This window comes from Hyalangium ruber (genome assembly GCF_034259325.1).
Taxonomy (GTDB): domain Bacteria; phylum Myxococcota; class Myxococcia; order Myxococcales; family Myxococcaceae; genus Hyalangium_A; species Hyalangium_A rubrum.
The window spans coordinates 403,686-422,804 of the sequence record NZ_JAXIVS010000006.1 but is presented as its reverse complement, the minus strand read 5'-3'; the positions used below and the strand labels follow the sequence as shown (position 1 = coordinate 422,804).

The 19,119-nt window shown below is 68.2% G+C and carries 5 protein-coding genes; all 5 read right to left on the bottom strand.

What is annotated here, in order from left to right; all coding sequences use genetic code 11:
• Positions 1 to 38: 38 nt before the first annotated feature.
• Positions 39 to 14,726, bottom strand: coding sequence for an Ig-like domain-containing protein (locus tag SYV04_RS19805; protein WP_321547398.1), 14,688 nt, complete (start codon positions 14,724 to 14,726; stop codon positions 39 to 41).
• A 271-nt stretch (positions 14,727 to 14,997) separates the two neighbouring features.
• Positions 14,998 to 16,230: a cell division protein FtsA gene (gene ftsA / locus SYV04_RS19800; protein ID WP_321547397.1), complete on the bottom strand. Its 1,233-nt coding sequence runs from the start codon at positions 16,228 to 16,230 to the stop codon at positions 14,998 to 15,000.
• A 46-nt stretch (positions 16,231 to 16,276) separates the two neighbouring features.
• Entirely contained in the window at positions 16,277 to 17,131 is an 855-nt protein-coding gene (locus tag SYV04_RS19795) for a cell division protein FtsQ/DivIB (protein ID WP_321547396.1), read from the bottom strand.
• A gap of 129 nt (positions 17,132 to 17,260) precedes the next feature.
• Complete coding sequence (locus SYV04_RS19790) at positions 17,261 to 18,154, bottom strand: D-alanine--D-alanine ligase (protein ID WP_422723957.1); 894 nt, start codon at positions 18,152 to 18,154, stop codon at positions 17,261 to 17,263.
• A 38-nt stretch (positions 18,155 to 18,192) separates the two neighbouring features.
• The gene (murB, locus tag SYV04_RS19785) at positions 18,193 to 19,113 is read right to left on the bottom strand and encodes a UDP-N-acetylmuramate dehydrogenase (RefSeq protein ID WP_321547394.1); all 921 of its coding nucleotides are present in this window, start codon (positions 19,111 to 19,113) and stop codon (positions 18,193 to 18,195) included.
• Between the last annotated feature and the right edge of the window lie 6 nt (positions 19,114 to 19,119).

The following is a 19,119-nucleotide window of genomic DNA, read 5'->3' as shown; positions in this document are numbered from 1 at the left end:
CGGTCAGGGGTCTGACATTCCCCTGTGAGCTGAGTCCATCAGGGCTGCTCGACCTCGACCTCCTTGGCCTTGATCTTGGTGACGGAGAACTCGACGCGGCGGTTGTCCTCGCGGCCCTTGGCGGTCTTGTTGCTGGCGATCGGGCGGGCCTCGCCGAAGCCCACCGCCTCCAGGCGGTCCGCCTCGATGCCCTCCAGGATGAGGCGCTCGCGCACGGCCTCCGCGCGGCTCTTGGAGAGGGTCAGGTTCTGCCCGTCATCGCCCTTGTCGTCGGTGTGCCCCTCCACCCGCAGCTTCTCGATCTGCGGGTTGGCGCGCAGCACCTGCGCCACCTGCTTCAGCAGGGGGAAGGACTTCGGGAGGATGGTGGCCTTGCTGTTGGCGAAGAAGACCTTCTCGAGGATGACGACCTTCTCGCCCTCGACGAGCACCTTCACCTTGCCCTTGTCCGGGCAGCCGTCCTCGTCCTTCACGCCGTTGATGGTCTCCGGCTCGTTGGGGCACTTGTCGGCCGCGTCGGCGACACCGTCCCGGTCGTTGTCCGGATCGGCGCAACCGTCCTCGTCCTCGAAGCCATCCTTGTCCTCGGGCTCGCGCGGGCAGCGGTCCTTGTCGTCCGTGAGCCCATCACCGTCCGTGTCCGGGACCGTGTCGGGGCAGCCGTCCGCGTCCTCGTAGCCGTTCTTCGTCTCCGGCTCGTTCACGCACGCGTCCGCCGCGTCCAACAGGCCGTCCTTGTCATTGTCCGGGTCGGGACAGCCGTTCTCGTCCTCGAAGCCGTCCTTGTCCTCGGCCTCCTGAGGGCAGAGGTCCTTGTCGTCCGGGAGCCCATCGCCGTCCGTGTCCACCGGCGCCTTGGGCTGCGGCGGGGCCTCGGGCTTCGGCTCGACCTTGGGAGCGGCCTGGGAGCTTCCTCCCGGAGCCACCCAGGTCACCCCCGCGAAGGCGCGGAAGCCCGGCGAGCCATAACCGCTGCTGAGGCCCCGGCCGCCGCCCAGGTGCGCGGAGAGCGCATCCGAGATGCGGTACTTCACCGTGGCCAGCAGCTCCAGCGGACTCTCCTCGGAGCCCTCCTGTCCGAGCCCCATGGCGCCGACCAGCATGCCGCCGGCGGCGAGCTGGCGGCTGAAGGGCACCTCGGCGCCCACGCCGTAGGCGAGCTCGTTGGAGACGACCAGGTTGCGCAGCTGCTCCTTGGGCCGGAGGTTGAGGCCCAGGTTGGCCAGCACGCGCAGGCCGCCGGAGCTGTTCCACTCACCGAGCACCCGCGGCTGGACGGTGAAGGCGCCGCCACGGAAGTCCGAGCCCGTGGGCAGGACCAGGGGCAGCGCCGCGCCCACGTGTACTCCACCCGAGGAGAACAGGTGGGCCTTGGGCACCAGGCGCAGGTTGCCCACGCCCGTCCCGCTCACGTCATCACCCGTGAACGGCAGCCCCGGAGGAGGCGTCCCGGCGGACTGCGAGGTGATGGGCAGGCCCACCCCCAGCTCGAAGCGATCGAAGAGGGCGATGGCGCCCAGCAGATCGACCGTGAGCTGGCTGGACACCAGCTTGTACACCTCGTCCGAGCGCGGGTCGGTGGCGGTGAGCGGATCGGTCGCGTAGTTCACCGAGGCGCCCACGTTCCAGCCCAGGTGCTGCCCCACCTTCGCGCTGTGCAGGCCCAGCAGGTCCTGGGAGCCAGGAGCCGGCTTGTACTGCTGCACGTCGATCTTCCGGGAGACCGGGCTGGTCGTGGGCTGCGCGTGGGCAGGCACCGCCAGGAAGACGGCGAGCAGCACCAGCATCCCCCCGGCCCCGAACCGCGAGACCGGGTGGGAGCCGCTGGCGGCCCGACGCCGCCTCAGCAGCGGCAGGCCGAGCAGCAGCGCCAGCGGCAGGAGGCTGGAGGCCCCCGTCGAGGCGCAGCCGCCACCACCAATGATGAAGTCATCGGTGTCATCCAGCGGATCGGTGCCGCCGTCGACTTCGATGCCGTCATTCGCACCACCACCGTCGGTGTCCGGGTTGTTCGGATCCGTCTCGCCCGAGTCAACACGGCCGTTGTGGTTCTTGTCCTCCTCCCCATCGGAGAGGCCATCCTCATCGGTGTCCGCGACGAGCGGATCAGTCTCCGTGCTCGGGTCCGCGTCCGGCGTGAAGATCGCCGGGTCGGTGTCCTCGCCCTCGGGCTGGGCCAGGCCGCGCTCCAGACCATCGCTGAGACCATCCTCGTCCGTGTCGAACTTGCGCGGATCCGTCTCCCCCTCATCGACGACACCGTTGTGGTTGGCGTCCTCGTTGCCATCCAGCAGGCCATCGTTGTCCGTGTCGTCGTCGTTCGGATCCGTGCCGGTCCCCGTCTCGAGGTCGTCAGGCAGACCGTCGCCATCGGTATCCTCCGTGTCCGAGGACATGTTCACGGTTACGGTGGCCGTGTCCGTGCCGCCGTTGCCGTCGGACACCGTGTACGTGAACGTCACGGGGTCGGTGAAGCCCGGGACCGGCGTGAACACCACGGCCGAGCCATCCGTGGCGATGGCTACCGAGCCACCCTCGCTCGGCTGCGTCACCGCCGTCACCGTCAGCGTTTCGCCCGTGTCCGGCGCGATCGTGTCGTTGGCCAGCACGTCGAGCTCCGTCGCCCCGCCGTTCGGGTCCACCGTGAAGGTGTCGTCGTTGGCCGTCGGCGGGTCGTTCACCGGCGTCACCGTCACGGTCACCACGGCCGTATCCGTGCCACCGCTGCCGTCGGACACCGTGTACGTGAACGTCGTGGTGCCGTTGAAGTTGGCCGCAGGCGTGAAGGTCACCACACCCGCGGTCAGCGTCACCGTGCCATTGGCCGGCTGGGTCACCGCCGTCACCGTCAGCGTCTCGCCCGCGTCTGGCGCGGTGTCGTTGGCCAGCACATCGAGCACCGTCGGCCCGCTGTCCTCGGCCACCGTAAAGCTGTCGTCGTTGGCCGCCGGCGGACCATCGCCATCGATGACCGTCACCGTCACCGTGGCCGTGTCCGTGCCGCCTCGGCCATCGGAGAGGGTGTACGTGAACGTCGTGGTACCCACGAAGTCGGTGGCCGGCGTGAAGCGCACCACGCCCGCCGTCAACGTCACCGTGCCATTGGCAGGCTGGCTCACCGCCGTCACCGTCAGCGTCTCGCCCACGTCCGGCGTGGTGTCGTTGGCCAGCACATCGAGCACCGTCGGCCCGCTGTTCTCGGCCACCGTGAAGCTGTCGTCGTTGGCCACCGGCGGAAGGTTGCCGTCGCCGGTGACGTTCACCGTCACCGTGGCCGTGTCCGTGCCGCCTCGGCCATCGGAGATGGTGTACGTGAACGTCGTGGTGCCCACGAAGTCAGTGGCCGGCGTGAAGCGCACCACGCCCGCCGTCAACGTCACCGTGCCATTGGCAGGCTGCGTCACCGCCGTCACCGTCAGCGTCTCGCCCGTGTCCGGCGCGAACGTGTCGTTGGCCAGCACGTCCAGCACCGTGGCGCTGCTGTTCTCGGCCACCGTGAAGGCATCGTCCACGGCGTCGGGGTTGTCGTTCACCTCCGTCACCGTCACCGTGACCTCGGCCGTGTCCTCGAGGCCGTTGCCGTCGGAGACCGTGTACGTGAAGGTCACGGTGCCACTGTAGTTGGCCGCCGGCGTGAAGCTCACCTCGTCAGCCGTCAGCGTCACCGTACCGCCCTCGGCCGGCTGGGTGACCTCCGTCACCGTCAGCGTCTCACCCGTGTCCGGCGCGAACGTGTCGTTGGCCAGCACGTCCAACACCGTGGCCGCGCTGTCCTCGGCCACCGTGAAGGTGTCGTCGTTGGCCACCGGCGCATCGTTCACCGGCGTCACCGTCACCGTCACCACGGCCGAGTCCTCGAGGCCGTTGCCGTCGGACACCGTGTACGTGAACGTCGTGGTGCCGTTGAAGTTGGCTGCCGGCGTGAAGCGCACGTTGGTGCCCGTGAAGGTCACCGTGCCGTTCGCCGGCTGCGTCACCGCGATGATGGTCAGCGTCTCGCCGACGTCCGGCGTGGTGTCGTTGGCCAGCACCTCGAACGTCGTGGCCGGGCTGTCCTCGGCCACCGTGTAGCTGTCGTCGTTGGCCACCGGCGGGTTGTTGGAGCCAGTGACGTTCACCGTCACCGTGGCGACGTCCGTGCCGCCATTGCCGTCGGACACCGTGTACGTGAACGTCGTGGGACCACTGAAGCCCGTGTTCGGCGTGAAGCGCACCACGCCACCGGTCAGCGTCACCGTGCCGCCCGCCGGCTGCGTCACCGCCGTCACCGTCAGCGTCTCACCCGTGTCCGGCGCGATCGTGTCGTTGAGGAGCACGTCGAGCACCGTGGCTCCGCTGTTCACCGCCACCGTGAAGGTGTCGTCATTGGCCGTCGGCGCATCGTTCACCGGCGTCACCGTCACCGTCACCACGGCCGAGTCCTCGAGGCCGTTGCCGTCGGACACTGTGTACGTGAACGTCGTGGTGCCGTTGAAGTTGGCCGCAGGCCTGAAGCTGACGTTGGTGCCCGTGAAGGTCACCGTGCCGTTGGCAGGCTGCGTCACCCCTGTGATGGTCAGCGTCTCGCCCACGTCCGGAGCGGTGGTGTCGTTGACCAGCACGTTGAACGTCGTGGCCAGGCTGTCCTCAGCCACCGTGTAGTTGTCGTCGTTGGCCACCGGCGGGTCGTTGTCACCCGTGACGTTCACCGTCACCGTGGCGGAGTCCGTGCCGCCATTGCCGTCGGACACCGTGTACGAGAACGTCGTGATGCCGCTGAAGCCCGGGTTGGGCGTGAAGCGCACCACGCCACCGGTCAGCGTCACCGTACCGCCCGTCGGCTGCGTCACCGCCACCACCGTCAGCGTCTCGCCCACGTCCGGCGTCGTGGTGTCGTTGGCCAGCACGTCCAGCACCGTGGCCGGGCTGTTCTCGGCCACCGTGAAGCTGTCGTCGTTGGCATGCGGCGGGTTGTTCGTGCCAGAGACCGTCACCGTCACCGTCGCCGTATCGGTGAACTCGCTGCCATCGGAGATGGTGTACGTGAACGTCGTGGTCCCGGCGAAGCCCGCGTTCGGCGTGAAGCGCACTACTCCGCCGACCAGTGTCACCGTGCCGTTGGCAGGCTGGCTCACCGCCGTCACCGTCAGCGTCTCCCCCACGTCCGGCGCGATCGTGTCGTTGACCAGCACGTCGAGCACGTTGCCCACGCTGTTCACCGCCACCGTGAAGCTGTCGTCGTTGGCGTTGGGCGGATCGGCGACCGGCGTCACCGTCACCGTCACCGTGGCCGTGTCCGTGCCGCCGTTGCCGTCGGAGATGGTGTACGTGAAGCTCGTGGTGCCGAAGAAGTTGGGCGCGGGCGTGAAGCGCACCACGCCGCCGATCAGCGTCACCGTGCCGTTGGCAGGCTGAGTCACCGCCACCACCGTCAGCGTCTCGCCCACGTCCGGGGCCGCCGTGTCGTTGCCCAGCACGTTGACCACCGTGGGCGGGCGGTCCTCGCTCACCGTGAGGACGTCATCCACCGCATTGGGCGCATCGTTGGTCGGAGTGACCGTGACCGTGACGGTCGCCTCGTCCTCGCCACCGTTGCCATCGGAGATCCGGTAGGTGAAGGTCGCCGTGCCAAAGAAGTTGGCCGCGGGGGCGAAGCGCACCAGGCCTCCCGTGAGCGTCACCGTGCCGTTGGCAGGCTGGGTCACCGAGAGGACCGTGAGCGTCTCGCCCGTGTCCGGCGCGATCGTGTCGTTGGCCAGCACATCCAGCACCGTGGGCGTACTGTCCTCGTCCACCGTGTAGCTGTCGTCGTTGGCGGTCGGCGCGTCATTCACCGGCGTCACCGTCACCGTCACCACGGCCGAGTCCGTACCGCCGTTGCCGTCGGACACCGTGTACGTGAACGTCGTGGTGCCGCTGAAGTTGGCCGTCGGCGTGAAGCTCACGTTGGTGCCCGTGAAGGTCACCGTGCCGCCCGTCGGCTGCGTCACCGCCGTGATGGTGAGCGTCTCCCCCGTGTCAGGCGTCGTGGTGTCGTTGGCCAGCACGTCGAACTCCGTGACCGTGCTGTCCTCGGCGACCGTGAAGCTGTCGTCGTTGGCCACCGGCGGGTTGTTCGTGCCGGAGATGGTCACCGTGACGGTCGCCGTCGCCGTGCCGCCGTTGCCGTCGGAGATGGTGTACGTGAACGTCGTGCTGCCGGTGAAGCCCGTGTTCGGCGTGAAGCGCACCAGGCCGCCGGTCAGCGTCACCGTGCCGTTGGCAGGCTGCGTCACCGCCGTCACCGTCAGCGTCTCGCCCGTGTCCGGCGCGATCGTGTCGTTGATGAGCACGTCGAGCACCGTGGCTCCGCTGTTCACCGCCACCGTGAAGGTGTCGTCGGTGGCCGTCGGCGGATCGTTGACCGGCGTCACCGTCACCCCCACCGTCGCCGTCGCCGTGCCGCCGTTGCCGTCGGACACCGTGTAGGTGAACGTCGTGGAGCCGTTGAAGTTGGGCGCCGGCGTGAAGCTCACGTTGGTGCCCGTGAAGGTCACCACGCCGTTGGCCGGCTGCGTCACCGCCGTGATGGTGAGCGTCTCACCCGTGTCCGGCGCCGTGCTGTCGTTGGCCAGCACGTTGAACGGAGTGGCCGGGCTGTCCTCGGCCACCACGAAGGTGTCGTTGATCGCCGTCGGCGCATCGTTGACCGGCGTCACCGTCACCGTCACCGTCGCCGTCGCCGTGCCGCCGTTTCCATCGGACACCGTGTACGTGAACGTCGTGGTGCCGTTGAAGTTGGCCGCCGGAGCGAAGCGCACCACGCCGCTGGCCAGCGTCACCGTGCCGTTGGCGGGCTGAGTCACCGCCGTCACCGTCAGCGTCTCCCCCGTATCCGGAACCACGGAGTCGTTGCCCAGCACGTTGAGCACCGTGGCCACGCTGTCCTCGGCCACCGAGAAGCTGTCGTCGTTGGCCGTCGGCGCATCGTTCACCGGACGCACCGTCACCGTCACCTGGGCCGTGTCGCTGCCGCCATTGCCATCGGACACCGTGTACGTGAACGTCACGGTGCCGTTGAAGTTGGCCGCCGGCGTGAAGCTGAGGGTGGAGGCGGTGAAGGTCACCGTGCCATTGAGCGGCTGGGTCACCGCCGTGATGGAGAGCGTCTCGCCCGTATCCGGCGCGGTGCTGTCGTTGGCCAGCACGTCGAGCGCCGTGGCGCCGCTGTCCTCGTCCACCGTGTAGCTGTCGTTGTTGGCCGTCGGCGCGTTGTTCGAGCTGCCGACCAGCACCGTCACGGTGGCCGTGTCGCTGCCCCCGTTGCCGTCGGAGATCGTATACGTGAAGGTCGTGGGGCCGTTGAAGCCTGCCGCCGGCGTGAAGCTCACGTTGGAGCCGGTGAAGGTCACCGTGCCGTTGGCCGACTGGGTCACCGCCGTGACGATGAGCGTCTCGCCCACGTCTGGCGCCGCCGTGTCGTTGGCCAGCACATCCAGCACCGTGGCCCCACTGTCCTGGGCCACCGTGAAGCTGTCGTTGTTGGCGTTGGGCGCATCGTTCTCCGGCGTCACCGTCACCGTCACCGTGGCCGTGTCCGTGCTGGTCCCATCGGACACCGTGTAGCTGAAGAACGCGGTGCCGAAGAAGTTGGGCGCAGGCGTGAAGACGACGCTGGTGTCCGTGAAGGTCACCGTGCCGTTGGCCGGCTGAGTCACCGCCGTGATGATGAGCGTCTCGCCCGTGTCCGGCGCCGTGGTGTCGTTGAGCAGCACGTTGAGCGACGTGGCCCCGCTGTCCTCCGCCACCGTGAAGCTGTCGTCATCCGCGGTCGGCGCGTCGTTCTCCGGCGTCACCGTCACCGTCACCGTCGCCGTGTCCGTACCGACGTTCCCGTCCGAGACCGCGTACGTGAACGTCACGGTGCCGTTGAAGTTGGGCGCCGGCGTGAAGCTGAGGGTGGCTCCGGTGATGGTCACCGTGCCGCTGGCCGGCTGCGTCACCGAGGTGATGGTGAGCGTCTCGCCCGTATCCGGCACCGTGGTGTCGTTGGCCAGCACGTCGAACGACGTGGCCCCGCTGTCCTCCGCTACCGAGAAGCTGTCGTCATTGGCGGTGGGCAGATCGTTGACCGGCGTCACCGTCACCGTGACGGTCGCCGTGTCCGTGCCGCCGTTGCCGTCGGACACCGTGTACGTGAACGTCGTGGTGCCGTTGAAGTTGGCCGTGGGCGTGAAGCGCACGGCGTTGGCCGTGAAGGTCACCGTGCCGTTGGCCGGCGTGCTCACCGCCGTGATGGTGAGCGTCTCGCCCGTGTCCGGCGCCGTGCTGTCGTTGGCCAGCACGTTGAGCACCACGTCGACACTGTCCTCGGCCACCGTGAAGCTGTCGTCGTTGGCCGTCGGCGGGTCATTGACCGGCGTCACCGTCACCGTGACGGTCGCCGTGTCGCTGCCGCCATTGCCGTCCGACACCGTGTACGTGAACGTCACGATGCCGAAGTAGCTGGGCGCCGGCGTGAAGGTGATGGTGGAGCCGGTGATGGTCACCGTGGCGTGGGTCGGCTGGGTCACCGAGGTGATGGTGAGCGTCTCGCCCATGTCTGGCGCGATGCTGTCATTGGCCAGCACGGTGAGCGGCGTGGCGCCGCTGCTCTCGGCCACCGTGAAGGTGTCGTTCACCGCATCGGGCGGATCGTTCACCGGCGTCACCGTCACCGTGACGGTCGCCGTATCCGTGTTGGTGCCGTCGGACACCGTGTACGTGAACGTCGTGGTGCCCGCGAAGTTGGCCGTCGGCGTGAAGCTCACGTTGAAGGCCGTGAAGGTCACCGTGCCGTTGGCCGGCTGGGTCACCGCCGTCACCGTCAACGTCTCGGTCGTCTCGGGCCCCGTGGTGTCGTTGGCCAGCACGTTGAGCACCGTGGCCGCGCTGTCCTCGGCCACCGAGAAGCTGTCGTCGTTGGCCTCGGGCGGGTCGTTGACCGGGGTCACCGTCACCGTCACCTGGGCCGTGTCCGTGCCGCCGTTACCGTCCGACACCGTGTACGTGAACGTCGTGGTGCCGTTGAAGTTGGCCGCAGGCGTGAAGCTCACGTTGGTGCCCGTGAAGGTCACCGTGCCGTTGGCAGGCTGCGTCACCGCGATGATGGTCAGCGTCTCGCCCGTGTCTGGCGCCGTGGTGTCGTTGTTCAGCACCGCGAACGTCGTCTCGCCGCTGTCCTCGGCCACCGTGTACGTGTCGTCCAGCGCGTCCGGCGGATCGTTCTCGTTGCCGACGTCGACGGTCACCGTGGCCGTGTCGGTGCCACCGTGGCCGTCCGACACCGTGTACGTGAACGTCGTGATGCCGGTAAAGCCCGGCGCCGGGGTGAAGCTCACGGTGGTCCCGGTGAACGAAGCCGAGCCGTTGGCCGGCTGAGTCACCGAGGTGATGGTGAGCGTCTCGCCCGTGTCCGGCGCAATGCTGTCGTTGGCCAGCACGTTGAACGTCGTGGCGGGGCTGTCCTCGAGCACCGAGTAGCTGTCGTCCACCGCGTCGGGCGGATCGTTCACCGGCGTCACCGTCACTGTCACCGTCGCAGTGTCCGTGCCGCCGTTTCCATCGGAGATGGTGTACGTGAAGCTCGTCGTACCGTTGAAGTTGGGCGCGGGCTGGAAGCTCACCACGCCGCCCGTGAGCGTCACCGTGCCGTTGGCCGGCTGCGTCACCGCCGTCACCGTCAACGTCTCGCCCACGTCGGGCGCGCTCGTGTCATTGGCCAGCACGTTGACCACCGTGGGGGCGCTGTCCTCGGCCACCGTGCGGGTGTCGTTCACCGCGTCGGGCGGGTCGTTCACCGGCGTCACCGTCACCGTGACGGTCGCCGTGTCCGTGCCGCCGTTACCGTCGACGATCCGGTACGTGAAGCTCGTCGTACCGTTGAAGTTGGCGTTGGGCGTGAAGGTGACGCCGTCGGCCGTGAAGGTCACCGTGCCGTCCGCCGGCTGAGTCACCTGCGTGACCGTGAGCGTCTCGCCCGTGTCCGGCGCGGACGTGTCGTTGGCCAGCACATCCAGCATCGTGGCCGCGCTGTCCTCACCCACCGTGAAGGCATCGTTCACCGCGTCAGGCGGGTCGTTGACCGGGGTCACCGACACCGTCACCGTCGCCGTATCCGTGCTGGTGCCGTCTGACACCGTGTACGTGAAGCTCGTGGTGCCATGGAAGTTGGCGGCCGGAGTGAAGCGCACGTTGGCGGCGTTGAAGACCACCGAGCCGTTGGCCGGCTGGGTCACCGCCGTGATGGTGAGCGTCTCGCCCACGTCCGGCTCCGTGCTGTCGTTGACCAGGACGTCGAACGTCGTGGTCCCGCTGTCCTCGGCCACCGTGTAGCTGTCGTCGTTGGCCGTCGGCGGGTCGTTCACCGGCGTCACCGTCACCGTCACCGTCGCCGTATCCGTGCCGCCGTTACCGTCGGACACCGTGTACGTGAACGTCGTGGTGCCGCTGAAGCTCGCCTCGGGGGTGAAGCTGACGTTGGTGGCCGTGAAGGTCACCGTGCCGTTGGCCGGCTGGGTCACCTCGGTGATGGTGAGCGTCTCGCCCGTATCCGGCGCCGTGGTGTCGTTGGCCAACACGTTGAACGGAGTGGCAGGGCTGTTCTCGGCCACCGTGAAGATGTCGTTCACCGCGTCGGGCGCGTCGTTCACCGGCGTCACCGTCACCGTCACCGTCGCCGTATCGGTGCCGCCGTTGCCGTCGGAGATGGTGTACGTGAACGTCGTGGTGCCGTTGAAGTTGAGAGCCGGCGTGAAGCGCACCACGCCACCGGTCAGCGTCACCGAGCCATTGGCCGGCTGGGTCACCGCCGTCACCGTCAGCGTCTCGCCCGTGTCCGGCGAGATGGTGTCGTTGGTCAGTACCGCCAGCACCGTGGCCCCGCTGTCCTCGGCCACCGAGAAGGTGTCATTGACCGCATCGGGCGCGTCGTTCACCGACGTCACCGTCACCGTCACTGTCGCCGTCGCCGTGCCGCCGTTCCCATCCGAGATCGTGTACGTGAACGTCGTGGTGCCATGGAAGTTGGCCGTGGGGGTGAAGCTGACGTTGGAGGCGGTGAAGGTCACCGTACCGTTGGCCGGCTGGGTCACCGCCGTCACCGTCAGCGTCTCGCCCGTGTCCGGCGCCGACGAGTCGTTGGCCAGCACGTTGAGCGTGGTGGCGGTGCTGTCCTCGGCCACCGTGAAGTTGTCGTTGTTGGCGGTGGGCGGGTCATTGACCGGCGTCACCGTCACCGTCACCGTTGCCGTGTCCGTGCTGGTGCCGTCGGACACCGTGTAGTTGAAGTTCGTCGTGCCGCTGTAGCCATCGGCCGGCGTGAAGCGCACCACGCCACCGGTCAGCGTCACCGTGCCGTTGGCAGGCTGCGTCACCGCCGTCACCGTCAGCGTCTCGCCCGTGTCCGGCGCCGTGCTGTCGTTGGCCAGCACGTCGAGCACCGTGGCCCCGCTGTCCTCGTTCACCGTGAAGGCGTCATTCACCGCGTCGGGCGGGTCATTGACCGGCGTCACCGTCACCGTGACGTTCGCCGTGTCCGTGCCGCCGTTACCGTCGGAGATCGTGTACGTGAACGCCGTGGTGCCGTTGAAGTTGGCCGTGGGCGTGAAGCGCACGTTGATGCCCGTGAAGGTCACCGTGCCGTTGGCCGGCTGGGTCACCGCGGAGATGGTGAGCGTCTCGCCCGCATCCGGCCCCGTGGTGTCGTTGGCCAGCACGTTGAACGTCGTCTGGCCGCTGTCCTCGGCCACCGTGAAGCTGTCGTCGTTGGCCTCGGGCGGAGCGTTCACGGTGGTGACCGTCATCGTCACCGTGGCCGTATCCGTGCCACCGTTGCCGTCGGAGATCGTGTACGTGAACGTCGTGGTGCCCGTGAAGTTCGCCGCGGGCGTGAAGCTGACGCCGGTCGGCGTGAAGGTCACCGTGCCGTTGGCCGGCTGGGTCACCGCCGTCACCGTCAGCGTCTCCGGGCCGTCCGGCGCCGAGGTGTCGTTGGCCAGCACGTTGAGCGGCGTGGCACCGCTGTTGCGCGGCACCGAGAAGCTGTCGTTCTGGGCGTCGGGCGGGTCGTTCACCGGCGTCACCGTCACCGTCACCGTCGCCGTCGCCGTGCCGCCGCTGCCGTCGGACACCGTATAGGTGAACGTCGTGGTGCCGTTGAAGTTGAGCGCGGGCCGGAAGGTCAGGCTCGAAGGCGTGAAGATGACCGTACCGTTGGCCGGCTGGGTCACGGCCGTGATGGAGAGCGTCTCCCCGACATCCGGCGCCGTGCTGTCGTTGGCCAGCACGTCCAGCGGCGTGTTCCCGCTGTCCTCGGCCACCGTGAGGGTGTCGGCGTTGGCCACCGGCGGGTTGTTCGACACCGAGACGACGACGGTGGCCGTATCCGTGCCGCCGTTGCCGTCGGAGATCGTGTACGTGAAGTTCGTGTTACCGCGGAAGCCCGCGTTCGGCGTGAAGCGCACCACGCCGCCGGTCAGCGTCACCGAGGCGTTGGCCGGCTGGGTCACCGCCGTCACCGTCAGCGTCTCACCCGAGTCCGGCGCGAAGGAGTCGTTGGCCAGCACGTCCAGCACCGTGGCGCCGCTGTTGGCGCCCACGGTGAAGGTGTCATTCACCGCATCGGGCGGGTCGTTCACCGGCGTCACCGTCACCGTCACCGTGCCAGGTGCCGTGGCGCCGTGGTTGTCGGCCAGGGTGTACGTGAACGTCGTGGTGCCAAAGAAGTTGGGCGCCGGCGTGAAGCTGACGTTGGTGGCCGTGAAGGTCACCGTGCCGTTGGCCGGCTGGGTGACGCCGGTGATGCTCAGCGTCTCGCCCGTCTCCGGTCCCGTGGTGTCGTTGGCCAGCACGTTGAACGGAGTGGCCGGGCTGTCCTCGGCCACCGTGTAGTTGTCGGGGTTGGCCACCGGCGGGTCGTTCACCGGCGTCACCGTCACCGTCACCGTCGCCGTCGCCGTGCCACCGTTGCCGTCGGAGATCGTGTACGTGAAGCTCGTGGTGCCGCTGAACTCGGGCGCTGGCGAGAAACTCACCACGCCACCCGTGAGCGTCACCGTGCCGTTGGCCGGCTGGGTCACCGCCGTCACCGTCAGCGTCTCGCTCGGGTCCGGCGCGAAGGAGTCGTTGGCCAACACGTTGAGCACCGTGGCGCCACTGTCCTCGGCCACCGTGAAGGTGTCGTTGGTGGCCACCGGCGGGTCATTCACGTTCGTCACCGTCACCGTCACCGTGGCCGTCGCCGTGCCGCCCCGGCCATCGGAGATCGTGTACGTGAACGTCGTGGTGCCCGTGAAGTTGGGCGCCGGCGTGAAGCTGACGTTGGCCGGCGTGAAGGTCACCGAGCCGTTGGCCGGCTGGGTCACCGCCGTCACCGTCAACGTCTCACCCGTGTCCGGCGCGAACGTGTCGTTGGCCAGCACGTTGAACGGGGTGGCCGGGCTGTCCTCGGCCACCGTGAAGGCGTCGTCGGTGGCCGTGGGCGGGTTGTTGGGGCTGCCCACCGTCACGGTGACCGTGGCGGTGTCCGTCAGGTTGGTCGAATCGGTGATCGTGTACGTGAACGTCGTGGGGCCCCGGAAACCCGGTGCCGGAGTGAAGAGCACCCCCGTCGCCGTGAAGGTCACCGTGCCGTTGGCCGGCTGGGTGACGGCGGTGACGGCCAGCGGCTCGGGTGGATCCGGCAGGTACGTGTCGTTGGCCAGCACGTCCAGCGGGTAGTTCACCGCCTCGCCGGGCACCGCGAAGGTGTCATCGTTCGCGTTCGGCGGATCCGGCACGTTGGGCGTGACGTTGATCTCGGTGAACCGAGTGGCCGTCTTGACGCCTCCCAGACCGCTGTTGCCCAGGTCCAACACCGAGAAGACCATGGACGTGTTGCCGTAGTAGTCCTGGGCCGGAGTGAAGCGCATTCCCTCCAGCGCGGCGTTGGTATCGGCCAGCGTTGCCTCGAACTGCTGAGAAGGATCGTTGGTGCCGTCGCCATTCAGGAACGTCAGTCCCGTGGTCCGGCTGAGCGTCAGCGTGCCGCGGGCGGTTCCCCCGGTGATCTGCACGGTCGTCCGCAACTTGCGATTGAAGACATCGGGGTCGGCGGTGAAGACGCGGTTGCCGTTGGCGGTCGAGAAGATGATCGGCACGTCCTCGGGGGTCGACTGCGTCATGGGCGACGTGTTCACCGGCGCATCGTTCGCGCCGACGACCGTCTCCTCCGCGTCGGTGTTGTTGCCCGGAATGGGGTCCGTCGTCTGCGAGGAGATCGTGGCGTTCATGCTGAGCAGCACGTCGTCCTGGAAGGGCGCCTGCATGGTGAACTTGATGAGCTGCGGGACGTTCACCGCCAGCGACGACAGCGTGCAGGTCCAGACGTAGATGTTCCCCGGGGTGCTGCAGTTCCAGCCCCCCGCATCGACGTTGCCGAAGAACGAGCCGGCGGGCAGGTTCACCGCCACCGACGGGCTGGTCGCCGCGTTCGGCCCCAGGTTCACGATGTTGAGGCTGTAGGTGACGTTCGCGCCCTCCACGATCGGATCGGCCGACTCGGTGATCTCCAACTGGAGGTTCGCGTCCGGCGCCACCATCCACGCCACGTTCTTGTCCGGCGCCACCAGCCAGGCGCCCTTCAACGTGTCCGCGCGAGCAGCGGGCTGTGCCTCCTGCTGCTCGGCGGCGGCACCAGGGTTCTGAGGCTCCTGGCCGCAGGCGATGCCCAGCACTCCCAGCAGGAGCACGGACGCCAGTACGCGGCGGTGAGTGGAGCGAAGAGGAGACGTGAGGGAAACCGTCATAGTTGGATGTACCAAGACCGGATGGAGCGTCCCCGACTGGCCTGCTCGTATCCGAAGTCGATCGAAGATGGGTACCGACGTAGGAAGTGGGATGAGAGCTTCCTACCTGAAGCGTTTCGTCAAAGATTGTACTCGGGAAATGTTGATCAAAAAAAAGAGGGATCCCACTTGGGGATCCCTCTTCTTGACTTCCGGGTTTTGGTGCGCAGCGGGACTAGAAAATTTCCTCCAGCCACTCACGCATGCGGCCTTTGACCTTCTTGTACACGTTCTCTTCGCGAATCCGGAACATGCGGCGGTCGAGGTGGCGAGCGCCGTAGACGACCAGGCCCACGCCGGTCGCGTACATGGGGCTCTTCACCACGTCTACCAGGCCGCCGATACCGCGAGGCATACCGCGGCGCACTGGCAGTCCGAGCACCTCTTCGGCCAGCTCCGGCATGCCCGCCAGCAGCGTCGAGCCACCGGTGATCACCACGCCCGAGGCGAGCAGATCCTCGTAGCCGCACTTCTGGATCTCGCGGTGGACGAGCTGGAAGATCTCCTCCACGCGCGGCTCGAGGATCTCGCAGAGGATCTGCCGGCCGAGCACGCGCGGCTGGCGGCCGCCCACGCTCGGCACCTCGATGGTCTCATCCTTGTTCACCATGGAAGAGAGCGCGCACCCGAACTTCTGCTTGATGCGCTCTGCCTCGTGCGCCGGGGTGCGCAGGCCGATGGCGATGTCACTGGTGAGGTTGTTGCCGCCCAGGGCGATGACGGCGGTGTGGACGATGGAGCCGCCCACGAAGATGGCGATGTCGGTGGTGCCGCCGCCGATGTCCACCAGGCACACGCCCAGCTCCTTCTCCTCCTCGCCCAGCACCGCCTCGGCGGAGGCCAGCGGCTGCAGGACGATGTCGGAGACGTTGAGGCCGGTGCGGTTGGCGCACTTCACGATGTTCTGCGCGCTGGAGACGGCGCCCGTGACGATGTGGACCTTGGCCTCCAGGCGCACGCCCGCCATGCCGAGCGGCTCTTTGATTCCGCCCTGGTCGTCGATGATGAACTCCTGGGGCAGGACGTGAATCACCTCGCGGTCCAGGGGAATGGCCACCGCCTTGGCCGCGTCGATGACGCGGGCGATGTCCGCCTCGCGGACCTCCTTGTCCTTCACCGCGACGATGCCCTGGGAGTTGAAGCCCTTGATGTGGCCACCGGCGATGCCGGTGTACACGTGGGAGATCTCCGCGCCGGCCATCAGCTCGGCCTCCTCCACCGCGCGGCGGATGGAGGCCACGGTCGCCTCGATGTTGACCACGACGCCCTTGCGCAATCCCTTGGAGGGGTGGGTGCCGATCCCGATGATGTCGATGCCGCTGTCGGTGAGCTCCCCGACGATCGCGCAGATCTTCGTCGTGCCGATGTCGAGGCCGACGATGATCTCCCCAGACTTCTGCTTCGCCATGACCACTGCCTCCCCGGTGCCCCCACTCTCGTGAAAGGGCGTGCCCTTACCGCGTCGAGACCCCGCTCCTCTCGGAGGCGGAGTTCGAAAGCTTCACTGCCACCCAGCCGGGCCGAGCCCGGTTGTCCAGGTGAATCACATCCGCGCTCAGTCCCCGCGTGCTCAGCTCGCGCCGCACGCGCGCCAGCCGCGAGAGCTTGGCGTCCGCATCCCCCTCGCCCATCCGCACTTCCTGCCCCGCCATCGTCACCAGCGCCAGCGCCGCGCCCTCCAGCCGCACCTCGGACAGCCGCTCGTGGCGGCCCGGCTTGAGCGCCGCGTAGGAGTGCGCCACCGCCAGCGCCGCGCGCATCCGCTCGCGCACCCCGTCGGGATCCTTCACGTAGGCGTCGCGCTCCACGCCGGTGACGAGCGGCAGGTCCAACCCATCGCCCGGAGTCACCCGCTTGAAGGGCTCGCCCTCATCGTCCAGCACGTACAAATCCCCCAGCACCACCAGCGCCGCCGGCGCGTGCTCCACCACCTGCACCGAGACGGTGGCCGGGAAGTGCCGCGTCACCTCCACGCCCCGCACCCACGGGTGCTGGAGCATGGCCCGCTCGAGCGTCGCCACGTCCATGGCGAACAGGTTCTGTCCCGGCGCCAGGCCGGACAGGCGCACCAGCTCCGCGCGCGAGGCGCGCGACAGGCCGGTGAAGCTCACCTCCTGAAGCTGGAAGCGCGGAGACGACAGCGCCCAGCTGCGCACTTCCACCCCACCCCACACCAGCCCGGCGGTCAGCACCGCCGCCAACAGCCCCTTGCCCACCGAGGCCCCGTGCGTGCGCACGGCGCCCTTCACCGCGTCCTTCTTCTGGGCGGTGTCCTGACGGCGGCGATTTCGGGACTTGCCAAAGGCCATGGAAAAGAGGTCCGCATGCTGCGCGCGGTTGGATCGCCGCGCCAGTTTTTGGCTACAGGTACGTCGCTGTATCTGCCGGGCTGGGGGAAAACCCCAGGGGTGGGAGGAAAATCGGGCGGTTGGCGCTGCTCAGGCCTTGAGCGCGGCCCCGAGGAGAATCCGCTCGCACAACGTTGGGAAGTCGATACCCCGCCCCGCGGCGATCTTCGGCAGCAGGCTGGTCTCGGTCATGCCCGGCAACGTGTTGGTCTCCAGCACGAATACTTCTCCTCCCTCGGTGACGATGACGTCGGAGCGCGACGCCCCTCGGCACCCCAGCGCCTTGTGGGCGCCGAGGCACACCTCGTTCACCCGCGCATACTGATCTGCGGGCAGGGGTGCTGGGAAGAGATACTGCGTTCCACTTCCGGCCTTGTACTTGGCCTCCTGGTCGTAGAACTCCCGCGCGACGACCACTTCGATGACGCCCAGGGCCTCGTCATCCAGCACGGCGCCCTGCACCTCGCGCCCCTTGATGAAGCGCTCGACGAGGAGGAAGCCCGCGTACTTGGAGGCGTCATCCACGGCGGCCAGGTAGGCCTCCTTCGTCTTGCAGACGTGAACGCCCACGCTGCTGCCCTCGCGGCTGGGCTTCACGACCACCGGGAACGGGAACGGCAGGGAGTCGACCGCCGCACGGGCGGCCTGGGCCTCGGTGAACACCTTATAAGGAGGCGTGGGGATGCCGTGGGTGGTGAACATCTGCTTGGCGAAGACCTTCTCCATGCCCAGCGCCGAGGCGAGCACACCGCTGCCGGTGTAGGGAACGAAGAGGGACTCGAGCAGGCCCTGGATGCAGCCGTCCTCGCCGTAGCGGCCGTGGAGCGCCAGCCAGGCCACCTCCACCTTCTCGGCCGCGAGCTTCGCGGGCAGGTCCTTGCCCACGTCGACGTCCACCACGTCATACCCGAGCGAGCGCAGCGCCTTGGACACCGCGGCGCCGGTGCGCAGGGAGACGTCGCGCTCCTCGGACAGGCCGCCCATGAGGACACCAATGCGCTTGTTCTTCAGCTCGGTCTGGGTCACGGAAGGAACTCTCCCACTCGCTTGACTTCGGGTTTGAGCTCGACGCCCGTCTCGGTCCGCACCCGCTCCTGCATCAGGGTGATGAGCCCGAGGACGTCGCGGGCGGTGGCTCCGCCCAGGTTGACGATCCAATTGGCGTGCAGCGTGGACACCTGCGCGCGCCCCAAGGTGTGGCCCTTGAGGTTTACCAACTCAATGAGGCGCCCGGCGAAGTCACCCGGCGGGTTGGTGAAGACGCTGCCGAAGTTGGGCTGGCTCAGGGGCTGGGTGCTCTTGCGGTAGCCCAGGTCCTTGTCCATGGCCTGCTTGGAGGCCACCAGGTCCCCCTTGGGCAGTCGGAAGCGCACCCGCGTCACCACGCTGCCCGGGGGCAGCTCCGAGTGCCGATAGGCATGCGGAATCCGCGCCTTCTCCAGCCACTCCACCCCGCCCGCGGTGGCGACCTCCACGGCCTCCACGACACGGAAGCACTCGCCGTTCTTGGTGCCGGCGTTCATGGACACCGCGCCGCCGAGCGTGCCGGGGATGCCGGCGAGGAACTCCGCGCCCACCAGGCCGTTGGCCCGCATCAGGTTGATGAGCCGGACGATGGCCGCGCCCGCACCGAGCGTGAGCCTCCCCTCCTCCGCGCCGACCTCGACCACCTCGGGAAAGAGGTCTCCTGGCAGGCGAAGGGTGAGGCCCTTCACGCCGCCGTCGCCCACCAGCGTGTTGGCTCCGCCGCCGAGGATGGTGACGGGGACACCCTCCTCACGCGCCAGCTTCAGCAGCGCCACGAGCGCCTCGGGGCTGCGCGGACGAACGAGCGCCTCCGCAGGGCCGCCCACCCGGACGCTGGTGAGGGGCGCGAGCGGCTCGCTCGCCTTCACCTCACAGCCGCCCAAAAGCGCGACCCGCTCCGGAAGGGAGGATGTCATGAGCGC